This is a genomic window from uncultured Roseobacter sp., assembly GCF_947495025.1.
In the GTDB taxonomy this organism is placed as follows: domain Bacteria; phylum Pseudomonadota; class Alphaproteobacteria; order Rhodobacterales; family Rhodobacteraceae; genus Roseobacter.
The window spans coordinates 1-18,888 of record NZ_CANLXG010000009.1 but is presented as its reverse complement, the minus strand read 5'-3'; the positions used below and the strand labels follow the sequence as shown (position 1 = coordinate 18,888).

At 58.4% G+C, this 18,888-nt stretch carries 15 protein-coding genes and 1 tRNA gene; 1 reads left to right on the top strand and 15 read right to left on the bottom strand.

The annotated features are described in order from the left end of the window. Positions 1 to 152: 152 nt before the first annotated feature. The 15 genes from fusA to Q0792_RS20005 form a co-directional block, all read right to left on the bottom strand. Positions 153 to 2,270 (bottom strand): elongation factor G, encoded by a 2,118-nt coding sequence (gene fusA, locus Q0792_RS20075; protein WP_298845339.1) that lies wholly within the window; start codon positions 2,268 to 2,270, stop codon positions 153 to 155. A gap of 62 nt (positions 2,271 to 2,332) precedes the next feature. Beyond that, entirely contained in the window at positions 2,333 to 2,803 is a 471-nt protein-coding gene (gene rpsG / locus Q0792_RS20070; protein ID WP_159978195.1) for a 30S ribosomal protein S7, read from the bottom strand. A 12-nt stretch (positions 2,804 to 2,815) separates the two neighbouring features. After that, complete coding sequence (rpsL, locus tag Q0792_RS20065) at positions 2,816 to 3,187, bottom strand: 30S ribosomal protein S12 (protein WP_011570072.1); 372 nt, start codon at positions 3,185 to 3,187, stop codon at positions 2,816 to 2,818. Between the two features lie 373 nt (positions 3,188 to 3,560). After that, complete coding sequence (locus Q0792_RS20060) at positions 3,561 to 4,427, bottom strand: DMT family transporter (RefSeq protein WP_298845342.1); 867 nt, start codon at positions 4,425 to 4,427, stop codon at positions 3,561 to 3,563. Positions 4,428 to 4,429: 2 nt separating this feature from the next. Beyond that, positions 4,430 to 5,239: a glycosyltransferase gene (locus Q0792_RS20055; protein ID WP_298845329.1), complete on the bottom strand. Its 810-nt coding sequence runs from the start codon at positions 5,237 to 5,239 to the stop codon at positions 4,430 to 4,432. Positions 5,240 to 5,350: 111 nt separating this feature from the next. Further along, on the bottom strand, positions 5,351 to 9,598 hold the full coding sequence (gene rpoC, locus Q0792_RS20050; RefSeq protein WP_298845326.1) for a DNA-directed RNA polymerase subunit beta': 4,248 nt from the start codon (positions 9,596 to 9,598) through the stop codon (positions 5,351 to 5,353). A gap of 53 nt (positions 9,599 to 9,651) precedes the next feature. Beyond that, positions 9,652 to 13,788 (bottom strand): DNA-directed RNA polymerase subunit beta, encoded by a 4,137-nt coding sequence (rpoB, locus tag Q0792_RS20045; protein WP_298845323.1) that lies wholly within the window; start codon positions 13,786 to 13,788, stop codon positions 9,652 to 9,654. Between the two features lie 263 nt (positions 13,789 to 14,051). After that, positions 14,052 to 14,426: a 50S ribosomal protein L7/L12 gene (gene rplL, locus Q0792_RS20040; protein ID WP_298845321.1), complete on the bottom strand. Its 375-nt coding sequence runs from the start codon at positions 14,424 to 14,426 to the stop codon at positions 14,052 to 14,054. Between the two features lie 73 nt (positions 14,427 to 14,499). Then, a complete protein-coding gene (rplJ, locus tag Q0792_RS20035; protein ID WP_298845319.1) occupies positions 14,500 to 15,015 on the bottom strand; it encodes a 50S ribosomal protein L10 in 516 nt (171 codons plus the stop codon). Positions 15,016 to 15,254: 239 nt separating this feature from the next. Continuing rightward, positions 15,255 to 15,953 carry a 50S ribosomal protein L1 gene (gene rplA / locus Q0792_RS20030; protein WP_298845316.1) on the bottom strand — a complete coding sequence of 233 codons (699 nt, stop codon included), beginning with the start codon at positions 15,951 to 15,953 and terminating at the stop codon, positions 15,255 to 15,257. Between the two features lies 1 nt (position 15,954). Further along, complete coding sequence (rplK, locus tag Q0792_RS20025) at positions 15,955 to 16,380, bottom strand: 50S ribosomal protein L11 (protein ID WP_298845313.1); 426 nt, start codon at positions 16,378 to 16,380, stop codon at positions 15,955 to 15,957. A gap of 105 nt (positions 16,381 to 16,485) precedes the next feature. After that, on the bottom strand, positions 16,486 to 17,019 hold the full coding sequence (gene nusG, locus Q0792_RS20020; RefSeq protein WP_298845311.1) for a transcription termination/antitermination protein NusG: 534 nt from the start codon (positions 17,017 to 17,019) through the stop codon (positions 16,486 to 16,488). Between the two features lie 208 nt (positions 17,020 to 17,227). Further along, on the bottom strand, positions 17,228 to 17,422 hold the full coding sequence (gene secE, locus Q0792_RS20015; RefSeq protein ID WP_298845308.1) for a preprotein translocase subunit SecE: 195 nt from the start codon (positions 17,420 to 17,422) through the stop codon (positions 17,228 to 17,230). 84 nt (positions 17,423 to 17,506) lie between these two features. Continuing rightward, positions 17,507 to 18,070 (bottom strand): hypothetical protein, encoded by a 564-nt coding sequence (locus Q0792_RS20010; protein ID WP_298845305.1) that lies wholly within the window; start codon positions 18,068 to 18,070, stop codon positions 17,507 to 17,509. Positions 18,071 to 18,198: 128 nt separating this feature from the next. Then, a tRNA-Trp gene (locus Q0792_RS20005) sits at positions 18,199 to 18,274 on the bottom strand. A 298-nt stretch (positions 18,275 to 18,572) separates the two neighbouring features. On the opposite strand from Q0792_RS20005, the gene Q0792_RS20000 reads away from it, so the two are divergent. Continuing rightward, positions 18,573 to 18,722: a hypothetical protein gene (locus Q0792_RS20000; protein ID WP_298845302.1), complete on the top strand. Its 150-nt coding sequence runs from the start codon at positions 18,573 to 18,575 to the stop codon at positions 18,720 to 18,722. Positions 18,723 to 18,888: the final 166 nt, after the last annotated feature.

Here is an 18,888-nt window from a genome sequence, read left to right as displayed (position 1 = left end):
CTTGCCGTGGTCAACGTGACCAATCGTGCCGATGTTTACGTGCGGTTTCGTCCGTTCAAACTTTGCCTTTGCCATGATGGCCTCCTTAGGTGTTCTGTCGGGCACTCATCGGCCCGGTGTCTGGTGTCAGAGCGCGTTGCCGCGCTCTGGTTTTAAGCGAATTTTGCCTGAATTTCGTCAGAGATGTTCTGCGGCACGGGCTCATAGTGGTCGAACTGCATGGTGAAGTTCGCACGACCCGACGACATCGACCGCAGTGTGTTGATGTAGCCGAACATGTTCGCCAGCGGCACAAAGGCGTCGATGGCAATCGCGTTACCGCGCGTGTCCTGACCCTGGACCTGACCACGGCGGGACGTGAGGTCGCCGATGATACCACCGGTGTATTCCTCGGGTGTCACCACCTCGACTTTCATGATCGGCTCGAGCAGCTTCGCGCCGGCTTTCTTCATGCCTTCGCGCATCCCCATGCGGGCTGCGATCTCGAACGCCAGAACGCTGGAGTCAACGTCGTGGAATTTACCGTCGATCAGAGCAACCTTGAAGTCGATCACGGGGAAGCCCGCCAGCGGACCGGAGTCCATGACCGACTGGATACCCTTTTCAACACCAGGGATGTATTCCTTGGGAACAGCACCACCAACGATGCGGCTCTCGAAGGAATAGCCCTCGCCCGGCTCGGTCGGCATGAGGATCATCTTAACCTCAGCGAACTGACCGGAACCACCTGACTGCTTCTTGTGAGTATAGGTGATTTCTGCCTCTTTCGAGATCGTCTCACGGTAAGCCACCTGCGGCGCACCGATGTTCGCCTCAACCTTGAACTCGCGCTTGAGACGGTCCACCAGAATGTCCAGGTGAAGTTCGCCCATGCCCTTCATGATAGTCTGACCGGATTCGAGGTCAGTCTCCACGCGGAAGGACGGGTCTTCGGCGGCAAGACGCGCCAGACCTGTGGACATTTTTTCCTGGTCGGCCTTGGTTTTCGGCTCAACCGCAATCTCGATCACCGGATCGGGGAAGGTCATCGTTTCCAGCACGACCGGATCGTTGACCGCGCAGAGCGTGTCACCTGTTGTAGTGTCTTTCAGACCTGCCAGCGCGATAATGTCACCCGCGAATGCTTCTGTGATCTCTTCACGGTCATTCGAGTGCATCATCATCATACGGCCAACACGCTCTTTACGCTCCTTCGTCGAGTTCAGCAGCGTGTCGCCTTTGTTCAGCACACCCGAATAGATGCGCGTGAAGGTCAGCGTACCGACAAACGGGTCGTTCATGATTTTGAACGCCAGCGCAGAGAAGGCCATGTCATCGTCCGCACGGCGGGCAATGTCACGGGTCTCGGTTTCGTCGCCCGGCTTGAAGCCCATATAGTCGACAACATCCATCGGGGACGGAAGATAGTCGATCACAGCGTTGAGCAGAGGCTGAACACCCTTGTTCTTGAACGCGGAGCCGCAGAGTACGGGGATGAATTTGATCGCGAGCGTGCCTGCGCGGATCAGCCGGCGCAGCGTGGGTACGTCGGGCTCGTTGCCTTCCAGGTACTCCATCATCGCGTCGTCGTCCATTTCGACGGCGATTTCGATCATCTTGCCGCGCCATTCCTCGGCCTGCTCTTTCAGGCTGTCACGGATCGGGCGTTTTTCCCAGGAGGCGCCGAGGTCTTCACCGGCCCAGACCCATTCTTCCATGGTCACGAGGTCAATCATGCCCTCAAGCTCGGTCTCTGCACCGATCGGGATCTGGATCGGGCAGGGTGTCGCACCTGTACGGTCCTGAATCATGTGTACGCAGTTAAAGAAATCTGCGCCGATCTTGTCCATCTTGTTGACGAAAACGATGCGCGGCACCTTGTAGCGGTCAGCCTGACGCCAGACAGTCTCTGTCTGCGGCTCAACACCCGCGTTGGCGTCCAGAACAGCAACGGCACCGTCGAGAACGGCCAGCGAACGCTCAACTTCGATGGTGAAGTCAACGTGGCCGGGCGTATCGATGATGTTCATGCGGTGCTTGGGCGTGTCTGCGGTCGCACCGTCTTCGGTACGTTCCCAGAACGTGGTTGTCGCCGCAGACGTGATGGTGATCCCGCGTTCCTGCTCCTGCTCCATCCAGTCCATGGTGGCTGCACCATCGTGCACCTCACCGATGTTGTGGGACTTGCCCGTGTAGTACAGGATGCGTTCCGAACAGGTTGTTTTGCCGGCATCAATGTGCGCCATGATGCCAAAGTTGCGGTAGCGGTCGAGCGGATAGTCGCGTGCCATGGGGCTGCTTCCTCAGGATATCTAAAAACGGATCATCGCGCCCGGGCAGGGCGCGACGTAATTTACCAGCGGTAGTGGCTGAACGCTTTGTTGGCGTCGGCCATCTTGTGGGTGTCTTCGCGCTTTTTCACCGCAGTGCCACGGGACTGAACAGCGTCCAGAAGCTCGCCTGCGAGGCGCTCTTCCATGGTGTTCTCGTTGCGGGCGCGGGAGGCTTTGATCAGCCAGCGGATGGCCAGGGCTTCGCGGCGCTCGGGACGCACTTCGACAGGAACCTGGTACGTCGCACCACCGACCCGGCGCGAACGGACTTCGACCGAAGGTTTGATATTATCGAGAGCTTCGTGGAAGACCTCAACAGGGGCGCGTTTGATCTTTGTCTCAACGCGTGTGAGAGCGTTGTAAACGATGCGTTCTGCGACCGACTTCTTGCCGTCGATCATCAGGTTGTTCATGAATTTTGTCAGAACCAGATCGCCATATTTGGCGTCGGGCAGGACTTCGCGTTTTTCGGCTGCGTGGCGACGGGACATCTTGGTCTCTCCTTACTTCGGACGCTTCGCGCCGTATTTCGAACGACGTTGCTTACGGTCTTTGACGCCCTGTGTATCGAGCACACCGCGCAGGATGTGGTACCGCACGCCAGGAAGGTCTTTGACACGACCACCACGGATCAGAACCACAGAGTGTTCCTGAAGGTTGTGGCTTTCGCCCGGGATATAGCTGATGACCTCGAAACCGTTTGTCAGGCGTACCTTGGCAACCTTCCGCATCGCCGAGTTCGGCTTTTTCGGTGTGGTTGTGTAGACACGCGTGCAAACGCCACGCTTCTGCGGGCATTCCTGCAGGTGCATGGATTTCGAGCGTTTAATTTTTGGCTGCCGCGGTTTGCGGATCAGCTGCTGGATCGTTGGCATTCCGGTTCTTTCCCCGTCTAAGCTCACATATGTGTGCACGGGGACGACCCCATGCGGTTTAAGTTCAGCTGATCATGCGTCCATGACCGGCCCGTTGCGCGAAAAGCGCGTTTATTTCTCGCCGCATTCGTATACGACAACAAAAAAACCGCTTCCGTTTCCTTACCGGGGAAAACGACGCGGTGAGGTTACAGAGGATCGGGCCAGCAGTAGGCCGGATCGTGACCACTTCATTATGATTTCAGACAGCAGAGCGACCTCTGCCTCCGAGATGCCGCGCGTATAAAAGGAGTCGGTGTCAGTGTCAACAGGCCCTCAACCCTTCCCGCTAACAGCAGGTGCCGGCGCCGGCGACCGGGTTGCCCGGCGCGTCTCAGCTGCGCATCAGGCTGCGCTCGCGGTAAAGCGTGAAAAGCCCCGTTGCCACGATGATGGCCGCGCCGGCCAGGGTGATGCCCGACGGCCAGTCGCCGAACACCAGCCAGCCGAGCACAAGCGCCCAGATCAGACCGGTGTAACGGAACGGCGCAATAAATGAGACATCCCCCGCCCGCATGACCTGGACTGAGAAAAAGTAGCCACCGACGATAAATACCGATGACCCCACAAGCAGCCACGCCAGATCAGGTGTCACGGGAGCCCATTCGGTCGTCAGTGAGGCAAGGCCGGAGGCCACCAGCACGGTCACAGAGGCCGAAAGGGTGACCAGCAGGGAAGGTACATCACGCGACAGCCTGCGGGTTGTCAGGTCGCGGACAGTCACACAAAGCACTGCGATCAGGGCATAGACCGAATACAGCGTAAAACCATCAGTACCGGGACGCACGATCAGCAGCATCCCTGCGAAACCAATGACAATGGCAAGCATCCTGCGCCAGCCTACTGCCTCGCGGAAAAACAATGCTGAACCCAGCGTTACGGTTAGCGGGAGCACCTGCAGAATGGCGGTAACATTGGCGAGCGGCATGTTGAGCAGCGCAGTAACAAAGAAATAGGCGGCACCCACTTCGGACAGAGACCGCGCAGCAATCAGCAGCCTGTCCCGCCCGGCAACCGGGCCGCGCAACCCGCCACGCGCCCGTGCCAGCAGAAAGATGAGCAGGCTCGCCAGAATGCCCCTCAGAAACAGCAGCTGGAACAACGGCAGCGCCCCGTCCGTCATCTTGAGCAGGGCATCGTTGAAGGTGAAGCAGGCCATCGAGGCCATCATCAGCAGCGCGCCGGCGAGGTTCGGGGACATCATCAGAGCTCCCGGAGATCGGCCAGCTCGACACCGAAGTTGCGCTGCAGCTGACGCTCCAGCCCGGATTCTCTGAGCTGACGTGTCAGCCCCATCTGCGCCGGGTTTGATTTGTTGTCGCCATGCACCGTCCGGATAAACGATGGTGCACTGATATCCGAGTACGTCGGGTAATACTGCGCCAGCTGTCGGTGGTTGTAGCGGTAGGGGTTGCGCGGATAATCAAGCGGAGCCAGCAAAGCTGTCCCCGCCGACAATGGTGCGCGCTCGCAGGCGTCAAAGACGTCATTGTCGGCCCCGTCGCGGAACTGCACGTAAACGCCCCTGTTGAATGCCAGCACCTGCGGGACATCGGGCTTTTGCAGGCGCAGCAGGCCTCTGGCGTTAGCGCGCAGACGGCTGATATAATCAAGCGAGAGCGCATCGTCATCATCCAGCCGGAACATCACCCGGTGCGTTGCATCACCGGTGTCCACCGACAGGTAGCCTTCGCGCAGCAACTGGTAATGCCGGTCGGTACCAACCGGCAAAAGCCGCGCATTGGGAACCGCGCCAACCAGTTCCACCAGACGGGTCATCCAGGGTTCAGGCAGCTGATCCGCCGTCAGAATTACCATCTCAAAATCGGCGTCTGTCTGTGCCAGAAGTGACGGCAGCACAAGTGCCTCAAAGATGCGAAACCGCAGGGTCATGCGTTCCGGCGAGAAGAGATGCGCAGCTGCCTTGTCGAGGGTGTCAAAGGTTTCGGCATAATAGGTTGGCGTCAGTACGGAAAACCGCATCAGACCCACAATTTTCAACCGTGCCGCCATCGCCCGCCCGTTCTCCTGACCCTGCGCACACCAAACACCGGGGACGGCACAAAGAAAAGCCCCCGCAGGACAAACCTGCGGGGGCCATATTGATTTCGCACCAATGCGATGTCAGCCGCGGCTGTCTTCGTCCGCCGGGATGATTGTATCGAACACGTCGCCACCGACGATGTCGTCGTCCACAACCGGTGCTGCCAGCGCTGCCGCTGCTTCGGCTTCCTCGCGGCGCGCTTCGATCACGACGTTGTCGCGGTCCTGAGCCACACGACGCACCTTCATTGTGGCGCCACCTGTGCCTGCGGGGATCAGACGACCGACGATGACATTCTCCTTGAGCCCCACGAGCTTGTCTTTCTTACCCTGCACGGAGGCTTCGGTAAGAACACGCGTGGTTTCCTGGAAGGATGCGGCCGAGATGAAGCTGCGGGTCTGCAGCGACGCCTTGGTGATACCGAGCAGGATGGGTTCACCCTGTGCAGGACGACCGCCCTTGGAGATGGACTTCTCGTTGGCCTGATCGAACTCCTGCTTGTCAACGTGTTCGCCCTTGAGCAGCGTGGTGTCACCGGAATCCTGGATTTCCCACTTCTGCAGCATCTGACGTACGATAACCTCGATGTGCTTGTCGTTGATCTTCACACCCTGCAGGCGATAGACGTCCTGCACCTCGTCGATCATGTAATCCGCCAGCGCCTCGACACCCATAATGGCAAGGATGTCATGCGGTGCCGGGTTACCGTCCATGATGTAGTCACCCTTCTGGACAAAATCACCTTCTGCAACCGGGATGTGCTTGCCCTTGGGCACCATGTACTCGACCTTGTGATCCGGATCCTCGGAGCTCTCGATCGCGATACGGCGCTTGTTCTTGTAGTCCTTGCCATACCGCACATAGCCGTCGATTTCCGCGATGATGGCGTGGTCTTTGGGACGACGTGCCTCAAAGAGTTCGGCCACGCGTGGCAAACCACCGGTGATGTCCTTGGTCTTGGCGCCCTCGCGCGGAATACGCGCAACAACGTCACCTGCGCGGATCTCGGAGCCGTCTTCGATGGACAGAACCGCATCCACAGACATCGGATAGGTGACCGGGTTGCCCGCATCATTGCGTACCGGTTCGCCTTCGCCATCGACCAGAATGATCTCGGGCTTGAGCTCGTTGCCTTTGGGGGCTGCACGCCAGTCGATCACGATCTTCTGCGTCATCCCGGTTGCATCGTCCGTTTCGTCCCGCACGGCGATCCCGCTGACAAGGTCAACGAATTTCGCAGTACCCGATTTCTCGGCGATGATTGGCAGCGTATAGGGGTCCCATTCAAAGAGCTTGTCGCCGCGGGCCACGTCCTGACCGTCAGTGACAAAGAGCTTGGTACCGTAGCCGACCTTGTGGCTGGCACGTTCCTCGCCGTTCTCGTCCTGAATGATCAGCTTCATGTTCCGGCCCATGACCATGGTCTCGCCAGAGGCGTTCTCGAGGGTCTGCGCATTTTCAAACACGACCTTGCCGGAGTGGCTGGCTTCGAGGAAGGACTGCTGGCCACCCTGAGCAACACCGCCGATGTGGAACGTCCGCATCGTCAGCTGTGTGCCGGGCTCACCGATAGACTGCGCGGCGATGATACCCACCGCTTCGCCGGTGTTTACCATCGTACCACGCGCCAGGTCACGACCATAGCACATCGCACACACACCTTCTTCGGCTTCACAGGTCAGCGGGCTGCGGATCCGGGCAGACGCCACGCCGGCCTCCTCGATCATATCAGCCATACGCTCATCAATCAGCGTACCTGCCGCGACCAGCACCTCCTCTGATCCCGGACGCATGATGTCCTCGGCCACGACACGGCCCAGAATGCGCTCGGACAACGAGGCGACGACCTCACCGTCGTTGACCGCTGCAACAGCGGTGATCGACGTCTCGGTACCACAGTCATTCATGCGCACGATACAATCCTGCGCCACATCTACCAGACGACGTGTCAGGTAACCGGAGTTCGCCGTTTTCAGAGCGGTATCCGACAGACCCTTCCGGGCGCCGTGTGTGGAGTTGAAGTACTCAAGAACGGTCAGACCTTCCTTGAAGTTCGAGATGATCGGTGTCTCAATGATGTCGCCGTTCGGCTTGGCCATAAGGCCGCGCATCCCGCCGAGCTGTTTCATCTGTGTGACCGAGCCCCGGGCACCGGAGTGCGCCATCATATAGACCGAGTTCGGCTCGAGTTCGGCACCGGCTTCGTTCCGCTGGCTGGCAGAGATCGAGCCCATCATCGCGTCGGTTACCTTGTCGTTACACTTCGACCAGGCATCGACCACTTTGTTGTACTTCTCGCCCTGAGTAATCAGACCGTCCATGTACTGCTGCTCGAAATCCTTCACCTGCTCGCGCGTCTCTTCGACGATCGGCCATTTGGTGTCGGGGATCAGCATGTCGTCCTTACCAAAGGAAATACCGGCTTTGAACGCTTCACGGAAACCCATTGTCATGATCTGGTCACAGAAAATGACGGATTCTTTCTGGCCGCAGTAACGGTAGACCGTGTCGATGACCTGCTGCACTTCTTTCTTTCGCAGCAGACGGTTCACCAGCTCGAACGGCGCTTTGGCATTCAGCGGCAGAAGCGCGCCAAGGCGGATACGGCCCGGCGTGGTCTCAAACCGCTTCATGACTTCCATGCCGTTCTCGTCGATCTGCATGATCCGCGCGGTGATCCTGGAGTGCAGGTGCACAAGACCTGCATCAAGCGCATGCTGCACTTCCTCTACCGAGCTGAAAACCATGCCTTCGCCGGGCATGCCTTCACGCGCCAGTGTGGTGTAGTAGAGACCGAGGATCATATCCTGCGACGGCACGATGATCGGCGCACCGTTCGCAGGCGACAGAACGTTGTTGGTAGACATCATCAGAACGCGTGCTTCCAGCTGGGCCTCAAGGCTCAGCGGAACGTGCACAGCCATCTGGTCACCGTCGAAGTCAGCGTTAAACGCCGAGCAGACGAGGGGGTGCAGCTGGATGGCCTTGCCTTCGATCAGCACCGGTTCAAACGCCTGAATTCCAAGACGGTGCAGCGTCGGCGCACGGTTCAGCATGACCGGGTGTTCGCGGATCACCTCATCCAGGATATCCCAGACCTCGGGGCGCTCTTTCTCGACCAGCTTTTTCGCCTGTTTCACGGTGGAGGACAGACCTTTGGCCTCCAGACGCGAATAGATGAAGGGCTTGAACAGTTCGAGCGCCATCTTTTTCGGCAGACCACACTGGTGCAGTTTCAGCTCCGGGCCGGTCACAATGACCGAACGACCCGAGAAGTCGACGCGCTTGCCGAGAAGGTTCTGACGGAAACGACCCTGCTTGCCTTTCAGCATGTCCGAGAGCGATTTCAGCGGACGCTTGTTGGCACCCGTGATCACCCGGCCACGACGGCCGTTGTCAAAGAGCGCATCGACAGATTCCTGCAGCATCCGCTTTTCGTTGCGGACGATGATGTCAGGCGCGCGCAACTCGATCAGACGCTTCAGACGGTTGTTCCGGTTGATCACACGACGGTAAAGGTCGTTGAGGTCGGACGTCGCAAAACGGCCCCCATCCAGCGGCACCAGCGGACGCAGTTCCGGCGGGATCACCGGGATCACGGTCAGCACCATCCACTCCGGGCGGTTACCGGATTCGAGGAAGCTTTCAACGACTTTCAGACGTTTGATGATCTTCTTGGGTTTCAGCTCGCCTGTGGCCTCTTTCAGATCAGCACGCAGCTGCTCTGCTTCGGCTTCCAGATCAATTGCCGCCAGCATTTCGCGGATCGCTTCCGCACCGATGTTGGCGGTGAAGGCGTCCATGCCATAGGCGTCCTGGGCGTCCATGAACTCTTCTTCGGTCATCATCTGACCATATTGAAGGTCCGTCAGGCCCGGTTCGATCACCACGTAGTTCTCGAAATAGAGCACGCGTTCCAGATCGCGCAGCGTCATGTCGAGCATCAGCCCGATGCGGGACGGCAGCGATTTCAGGAACCAGATGTGCGCAACCGGCGAGGCCAGTTCGATGTGGCCCATCCGCTCGCGGCGGACCTTTTGCAGCGTGACTTCCACGCCGCATTTCTCGCAGACGACGCCGCGGTACTTCATGCGCTTATACTTGCCGCAGAGGCATTCGTAGTCCTTGATCGGGCCAAAAATACGCGCACAGAACAGACCGTCCCGCTCGGGCTTGAAGGTCCGATAGTTGATGGTCTCGGGCTTTTTGATCTCGCCGAAGGACCAGCTCAGGATGCGCTCTGGCGAGGCCAGAGACACCTTAATCTCATCAAACACCTTGGGCGGCGTGAGCGGGTTAAACGGGTTGTTTGTCAGTTCCTGGTTCATTTTCAAATCCTTGAAAGGGGTGCGTTGGGAGTGAAGTGACGGAGATCAACCCGTCACTCATCTTCCTCCGCATCCAGGAGTTCCATGTTGAGGCCGAGACCCCGGACTTCTTTGACCAGAACGTTGAAGCTCTCGGGCACGCCCGCTTCAAAGTTGTCCTCGCCTTTGACGATGCTCTCATAGACTTTCGTCCGTCCGGCCACGTCGTCCGATTTCACGGTGAGCATCTCCTGCAGGGTGTATGCAGCGCCATAAGCTTCCAGAGCCCAGACCTCCATTTCCCCGAAACGCTGGCCACCGAACTGCGCTTTACCGCCCAGAGGCTGCTGGGTGACAAGGCTGTAAGGCCCGGTCGAGCGCGCGTGGATTTTGTCATCCACCAGGTGGTGCAGTTTCAGCAGGTACTTGATGCCCACGGTCACAGGGCGGGCAAACTGCTCGCCTGTGCGGCCGTCAAAGAGCACCGACTGACCGGAACTGTCAAAGCCCGCGCGGGTCAGCGCGTCGTTTACGTCCGCCTCTTTCGCACCGTCAAAGACCGGCGTCGCAATCGGCACACCGCGTGTGACATTGCCAGCCGCCTCGATCAGCGTTTCCTCGTCCATAGTCGCGATGCCTTCGTCATAGACGTTCTCGCCGTAGGCATGGCTCATGGCGTCACGCACTGGGGTCAGATCGCCGGATCTGCGGTATTCCTGCAGCGCCTCGTCGACATTCAGACCCAGACCGCGCGCGGCCCAGCCCATATGTGTCTCGAGGATCTGCCCGACGTTCATCCGGCTTGGCACGCCAAGCGGGTTCAGACAGAAGTCAACCGGCGTGCCATCGGCAAGGAACGGCATATCCTCCATGGGGACCACTTTGGAGATAACCCCTTTGTTCCCGTGGCGACCGGCCATTTTGTCGCCCGGCTGCAGCTTGCGCTTCACCGCCACGAAGACCTTGACCATCTTCATCACGCCCGGGGGCAGGTCGTCGCCACGGCGGACTTTCTCGACCTTGTCCTCAAAGCGCGCATCAAGCGCACGTTTCTGGATCTCGTACTGCTCGTTCAGCGCCTCGACCACCTGGGCGTCGGCCTCGTCCTTGAGTGCGAGCTGCCACCACTGACCACGGGACAGCATTTGCAGCAGGTCCTCTGTGATCTCAGAGTTCGACGGCACGCCTTTGGGGCCTTTGACCGCAACCTTGCCCATGATCATGGATTTGAGACGGGCATAAATGTTGCGATCAAGGATCGCCATCTCGTCGTCCCGGTCACGGGCCAGACGCTCGACTTCTTCACGCTCGATCTGCAACGCACGTTCGTCTTTTTCCACACCATGGCGGTTAAAGACGCGCACCTCGACGACCGTACCAAAATCACCCGGTTTCACGCGCAGCGAGGTGTCGCGCACGTCAGAGGCTTTCTCACCAAAGATGGCGCGCAGAAGCTTTTCTTCCGGCGTCATCGGGCTTTCGCCTTTCGGGGTGATCTTACCCACCAGAATATCGCCCGGCTCTACATCGGCGCCGATGTAAACGATGCCCGCCTCGTCGAGGTTGCGCAGGGCTTCCTCGCCGACGTTCGGAATGTCGCGGGTGATCTCTTCCGGCCCAAGCTTGGTGTCACGTGCGGCGACTTCGAATTCCTCGATGTGGATCGAGGTAAAGACGTCGTCACGGGCAATCCGCTCGGAGATCAGGATGGAGTCTTCGTAGTTGTAGCCGTTCCAGGGCATGAAGGCGACGACAACGTTCTTGCCGAGCGCCAGCTCCCCCATGTCGGTCGATGGACCATCGGCGACAACCTGACCCTTGCGCACCGTATCGCCCACTTTTACCAGCGGACGCTGGTTGATGCAGGTGTTCTGGTTCGAGCGCTGGAATTTACGCATGCGGTAGATATCCACACCCGCGTCCCCCAGTTCCAGATCTTCTGTCGCGCGGATAACGATCCGGCTGGCGTCGACCTGGTCGATCACGCCTGCACGTTTCGCCATGATTGCCGCACCGGAATCGCGTGCCACAACCTCTTCGATGCCGGTTCCGACGAGCGGCGCCTCGGCCTGCAAAAGTGGTACAGCCTGACGTTGCATGTTCGAGCCCATCAGAGCGCGGTTGGCGTCATCGTTTTCGAGGAACGGAATGAGCGATGCCGCAACGGATACCAGCTGTTTCGGGCTGACGTCGATCAGGTCAACGTTTTCCGAAGGCGACAGCGTGTAGTCACCGGATTTCCGCGTGGAGACCAGATCGTTCACGAACTTCATGTCGCCGTCGAGGTTGGCGTTGGCCTGAGCCACGGTGTGACGCATTTCCTCGGTTGCGGACATATACTGCACCTCGTCGGTCACCTTGCGGTTCTCGACTTTGCGGTACGGTGTTTCAATGAAGCCGTATTTGTTCACGCGGGCAAAGGTCGCCAGCGAGTTGATCAGACCGATGTTCGGGCCTTCCGGTGTTTCAATCGGGCACATACGACCATAGTGTGTCGGGTGCACGTCGCGCACCTCAAAGCCCGCACGCTCACGTGTCAGACCACCTGGCCCAAGCGCCGACAGACGACGTTTGTGCGTCACTTCGGACAGCGGGTTGGTCTGGTCCATGAACTGCGACAGCTGTGAAGAGCCGAAGAATTCGCGTACCGCAGCAGCGGCGGGTTTCGCGTTGATCAGATCCTGCGGCATCACCGTGTCGATCTCGACCGATGACATACGCTCTTTGATCGCGCGTTCCATGCGCAGCAGGCCCACACGGTACTGGTTTTCCATCAGTTCGCCGACCGAGCGCACACGGCGGTTGCCGAGGTGGTCGATGTCGTCGATGTCGCCCCGGCCGTCGCGCAGATCAACCAGCGCCTTGATGCAGGCCACAATGTCTTCGCGACGCAGGGTGCGCTGGGTGTCTTCGGCATCAAGCGCCAGACGCATGTTCATTTTCACGCGGCCAACCGCGGAAAGGTCATAACGCTCAGAGTCAAAGAACAGTGTGTCGAAGAGCGCCGAGGCCGCTTCAACGGTGGGCGGCTCGCCCGGACGCATGACGCGGTAAATGTCCATGAGCGCAGTGTCGCGGTTCATGTTCTTATCCTGCGCCATGGTGTTGCGCATGTAGGGGCCGACATTGACGTTATCGATGTCGAGCACCGGAATTTCGGTGATCCCCGCGTCGACAAGTTCTTTGGCCGTACCGCCGATCAGCGTGCCGTCTTTGTCATATTCCAGCGTCAGTTCATCACCGGCCTCGACATAGATCGCGCCGTTTTCTTCGTTGATGATGTCCTTGGCTGCGAATTTGCCCGCGATGTGATCATAGGGCAGCAACAGTTCGGTCACGTTGCCTTCGTCGATCAGCTTTTTGACCGCACGGGGTGTGACCTTCTTGCCCTTTTCAAAGAGCACTTCCCCCGAACCGGCGTCTACCAGGTCATATGTCGGGCGGGTCCCGCGCACACGATCAGGGAAGAACGGGGCGACCCAGCCTTTGTTCTTCTCCAGTTTGTAGGTGACAGTTTCGTAGTAGGCATCCATGATACCTTCCTGATCCAGACCCAGAGCATAGAGCAGGGTTGTCACAGGCAGCTTGCGCCGGCGGTCGATGCGGGCAAAGACGATGTCTTTCGCGTCGAACTCAAAGTCCAGCCAGGAGCCGCGATACGGGATGATGCGGCAGGCGAAAAGCAGCTTGCCGGAAGAGTGCGTCTTGCCTTTGTCGTGGTCAAAGAACACACCGGGCGACCGGTGCATCTGGGAAACGATGACCCGTTCTGTGCCGTTTACCACAAAGGTGCCGTTGGGAGTCATCAGGGGCATATCGCCCATGAACACGTCCTGTTCCTTGATGTCCTTGACGGACTTCGCACCTGTATCTTCGTCCACATCGAACACGATGAGGCGCAGCGTCACCTTAAGCGGCGCACTGTAGGTCATGTCGCGCTGCTGACACTCCTCAACATCGTATTTTGGCTTCTCGAGGTCATACTTGACGTACTCGAGCGTCGCTGTTTCGTTGAAGTCCTTGATCGGAAATACGGAATCAAAGACGCTGGCAATGCCCTCGTCGATGCTCGGAGTGTCCCCGTCGCCGGAATTCAGGAAAAGATCATAAGAGGATTTCTGCACCTCAATGAGGTTTGGCATATCCAGAACTTCGCGGATTTTGCCATAATATTTACGAAGACGTTTCTGGCCAAGGTACGTTTGCGCCATGTCAGGTGTCACCTTTCAGAGTTCTCACCGGTCAGAGCAGCCGTCGGGCCACGGCTCTCCGCCCATACGAGACGATACGTTTCGGTCCATTCTGGCTGCCGTCCCACCGGCAACCTCCCGACCATTGAAGCGCATCCAGGAAAGGGCCCTTTGAAGAAGGCCCTTGCCAGGACAGGCTGAGCCGGACCCGGAAACCTCCGGGTCCAGCTCATTTTTCTCAGCGGGCTGGCAGGCAGTCATGGCCTGCTCCCCTGAAGACCGGATCAGGCCAGTTCGACCTCAGCGCCAGCTGCTTCCAGCTTGCCTTTGATCTCTTCTGCTTCTGCCTTGTCGCAGCCTTCTTTGATCTTGCCGCCGGCTTCGACCAGGTCTTTGGCTTCTTTGAGGCCCAGACCGGTGATGCCGCGAACTTCTTTGATCACGTTGATTTTCGATGCGCCTGCGTTTTTCAGGACAACGTCGAATTCCGACTTTTCTTCCTCTGCGGCACCAGCGCCGTCAGCAGGACCAGCCATCATCACTGCGCCGCCAGCTGCGGGCTCGATGCCGTACTCGTCCTTGAGGATTGTTTTCAGTTCTTGTGCTTCAAGCAGGGTCAGACCAACGATCTCTTCTGCCAGTTTTTTCAGATCAGCCATGTTCAGCTCTTTCCGTTAACGATATGTGTGTTCCAACGTCGTGTTTTCAACCCGACACCGGTTTGACGTTTGCCTATGCGGCCGCCTTGTCCTCGATGGTGGACAGGATGGATGCGATATTGCTTGCAGGTGCGCCAATGGCCCCGGCGATGTTCGATGCAGGTGCGCCCAGCATGCCAGCGATAGTAGCGATAAGCTCCTCGCGCGAAGGCATTTTGGACACGGCTTCGACACCGGCGACGTCCAGTGCGTTCTCACCCATTGCACCACCGAGGATGACGAACTTGTCATTGCCCTTGGCGAATTCCTGAGCAACCTTGGCCGCAGCCACAGGGTCCTCAGAATAGGTCAGAACGGTCATACCCGTCAGAAGGTCAGCGATGCTTGCGCATGGCTTGCCCTCAAGGGCGATCTTGGCGAGCCTGTTTTTGGCAACACGCACAGACCCACCCGCTTCGCGTGCTTTGGCGCGCAGGTCCTGCATTTCAGCAACTGTCAGACCGGCGTAGTGGCTTACCACAACGACGCCAGAGCTTTCAAAGATCTGGCCGAGTTCGTCGACCAGCTGTTCTTTTTGTGCTCTATCCACAGTTTCACTCCAATTGTGGGAGGCGTATGCCTCCCGGCTCAGTTCAGGGTGCGATGGTCTGCACCCGTTTCGGGTCCAATTCAGGGTCCCGAGACCAAAACCGCCCGAAGGCCGGAATTCTCTCGTTTCCCATCTCAGGAAGGAATTATTCGGGGCGAACCCTGAACCCTCCGTCTCGGACAGAAGCAAGGCCGATTGTCTGGCCTTGCCTATCAGGCGGTGCAACCCGCCAGATCTGGTTACTCAGTTACGGCGTTATCAACCGAAACAGAGACGCCGGGGCCCATTGTCGAGCTCAGCGCGATTTTCTTCATGTAGGCACCTTTGGCACCTGTCGGCTTGGCTTTGGACACCGCGCTGACAAAGGCGCGGATATTCTCAACCAGCTTGGCTTCGTCAAAGCTGAGTTTGCCAACGCCTGCGTGCACAACGCCGCCTTTTTCCGCCTTGAACTGAACTTCGCCGCCTTTTGCTGCTTTCACAGCGGCCTCGACGTCCATTGTCACCGTGCCCACCTTGGGGTTCGGCATCAGGTTTCGCGGTCCCAGGACCTTGCCCAGACGGCCGACGATAGGCATCATGTCAGGCGTGGCGATACAGCGGTCAAATTCGATCTTGCCGCCCTGTACGGTTTCCATCAGGTCCTCTGCACCGACGATGTCGGCGCCGGCCTTCTCGGCTTCTTCAGCTTTCGGACCACGGGCAAACACAGCAACGCGGACTGACTTACCTGTGCCATTCGGCAGACCGACCACGCCGCGGACCATCTGGTCTGCGTGACGCGGGTCAACACCAAGGTTCATGGCGATCTCGACGGTCTCGTCAAACTTGACGTTCGAGTTGCCTTTGATCAGCGCCACGGCCTCTTCGACGGTGACGTTCTCTTTGCCGGCGAATGCTTCGCGTGCGGCGCGGGTTCTTTTACCGAGTTTTGCCATCTTACTTCACCTCGATGCCCATAGAGCGGGCAGAGCCCAGGATAATCTGCATCGCGGCCTCTACGGAGTTCGCGTTCAGGTCTTTCATCTTCGCTTCGGCGATCTCGCGGACCTGCTTGGAGGTCACGGAACCCACGGTCTCACGGCTGGGGTTGTTGGCCCCGGATTTCACCTTGGCGGCCTTCTTGAGGTAATAAGACGCAGGCGGCGTCTTGATATCCATCGTGAAGGATTTGTCCTGATAATACTGGATCACAGTCGGGCATGGTGCACCCGGCTCCATGTCTGCTGTCTTGGCGTTGAACGCCTTGCAGAATTCCATGATGTTGATGCCGCGCTGACCCAGCGCCGGACCAACCGGCGGGGAAGGGTTTGCCTGCCCTGCGGGCACCTGCAGCTTCATGCTGCCAACGAGTTTCTTGGCCATTGGCCTTCTCCTTTTACAACCCCATACCGGCGCGCCGGTCCGGGTTTATGTTGTCGTGGTCCGGTCCGGCTGCCGCGGCACCCTCGCCTCCCACGCTTATGCACGTCAGGTCTGTTTGTTGACCTGCGTGTATTCCAGCTCGACCGGGGTTTCCCGGCCAAAAATCGACACCGACACCTTCAGGCGCTGGTTCTCATCATCCACTTCCTCGATCATGCCATCGAAATCCTCGAACGGACCATCGGCAACCTTGACCTTCTCGCCCACCTCAAAGTGAATGAGCGTGCGCGGCGCTTCTTCGCCTTCCTGCACGCGGTTGAGGATCGCGTTCACTTCGGCATCCCGCATCGGCATCGGACGCCCCTGCGGCCCCAGAAAGCCGGTGACGCGGTTGATCGAGTTGATCAGGTGATAACCCTTATCGGACATCTCCATATGCACCAGCACGTATCCGGGCATGAACCGACGCTCTGCGGTTACCTTTTTTCCCCGGCGGACCTCGATCACTTCTTCGGTCGGCACCAGTACTTCGTCAATCTGATCTTCAAGGCCCTGTTCGGCCACGGACGTACGGATTTGTTCTGCGATCTTCTTTTCGAAGTTCGACAGGACACTGACCGAATACCACCGCTTTGCCATCTGATCCCTGATCCCTGTCTGCTTCCCGGAGTACGAAACTCCGTAAATTTTACTGCTTTTCAGGCACTTAGGCCCACCGACCGGAACAAAAAATCGGCGCGCAACTCGAATCGCCGCACGCCCTGTTTCTGGTCAGGGTTGCGGCATACTCCGCAGAGCCCAATGTTTCAAGAGGTTTCCGGCGTTTTTTGAACCTGACAGTTCAGTGTCAGCCGAACATGTTCAGCACAGCCTGAAGCCCGCCACGGATGATGATGTCGACTGTAGCAAAAAACACAGCAAAGAGCGCAGACAGAATAAACACCATGACAGTGGTCAGCATTACTTCGCGGCGCGTCGGCCAGACTACCTTGGCAACCTCAGCGCGGGTTTGCTGAATAAACTGAAACGGGTTCGTGGCCATGGATCACCTGAGTTCTTGGTTTGCCTGTCGCACATAGCCAGAGGCAGACAGGAATTCAAGGGCGTTCCGCAGGGGCCTCAGACGTCACAGCCGGCTCAGACGCTCACTGAGAACCGCATCATGCCGGTCACGGGCACCTGCGATGGCCCGCAGGTCCGGCAGCTGCAGGCGTCGGGCAAAGCTTTCCGGCAACAGACCGGTCAGGCGGGCCCATTTTCGCGCACCCAGCCAGAGACGTGCCCGGAGCTTCCGCCCGGTTTGCGGCGCGACGCGCTGAAACAACGAAAAGCACCCGAGTGCACGCCGCCAGAAGACTTCGTGCCCCATAACAAAATAGGCCGCCAGAAGGCTCAGTACGGAAATCAGCACGCTGCCGATGATCAGGTGGGGCCAGAGCAACGTCAGCAGCACCAGACTGGTGAGCAGAATGGATTTTCTGTCCGGGCGGTAAGTTCTGATGCTTGTCAGAGCCCGGCCAGACATGCGGCGCAGTACTGACCTCGGTTCCGGCACAGTGACATCCGCCGCCCCCCCAGGGCCATCAGGCTCCGCATCAACAACACGCTCAGCCGAGATCAGCTTCTGTATCGCGGCGACATCCGGATCATCGACTGCTGTTCCGGGCTCTGTGGCGGCATTGACTGACATTTCCGTCTCTCATCCGGCCCCCGGACAAAAGATCAAACACATCATGGGCAGAAAAGAGACAGAAAAACGTCCGGAATGTGCCGGGGGCGCAAACGCGGCTTCTGAATAGACAACACTGTTCCGGAAAGTGGCAGGGGCTGAGGGACTCGAACCCACGACCCTCGGTTTTGGAGACCGATGCTCTACCAACTGAGCTAAACCCCTGTACCGCTGTGTGGCCTATTCGGATTTCACCGCAGGTTCAAGAGGCTTCACGCAGGCTGTCACGAAAAAGCATCGGAAACACGCTGTTCGGTGCGGTCAGCATTCTGCCTGATTTTTGCGGTCGAAACTTTTTTTCGGATTTTTCCGGAGTGTGTGAACTGCATTACGGAACCCGGCGGGAACCCGGGGCATAGTAATCACACACCGGACATAACACCCCGGTTGAGACCAAAACCTTTTAAGTAACGTAACAAGTAAAATGGTTCAGTTTTCACCATCGGATAGGGGAATTTCCATCATGAAAATCAGAACAATCACCATCATTGCCGCTTTGTCCACCACGCTGATGGGTTGTGCTGGGAGTGGATACTATCCCCTGTCCGGTCAGGAAATCGGTGCAACCGATCAGGTGCAGTTTATGTCCTCTCCCAACGTAACCCGCTACTGATCTTCACCGCATGCCGCGGTTCCTGATCTGAGAGGCCACCGAACGCTCCGGTGGCCTCTTTTTTTGTTCCTCCCCCTGTTTTTCGCGTGGTGGCGGCGGGGATGCACCGGGCATGCAAAAAGGCCGCCCGGTGCCGGGCGGCCTCTGTCTGTCTGAACGGGTCTGC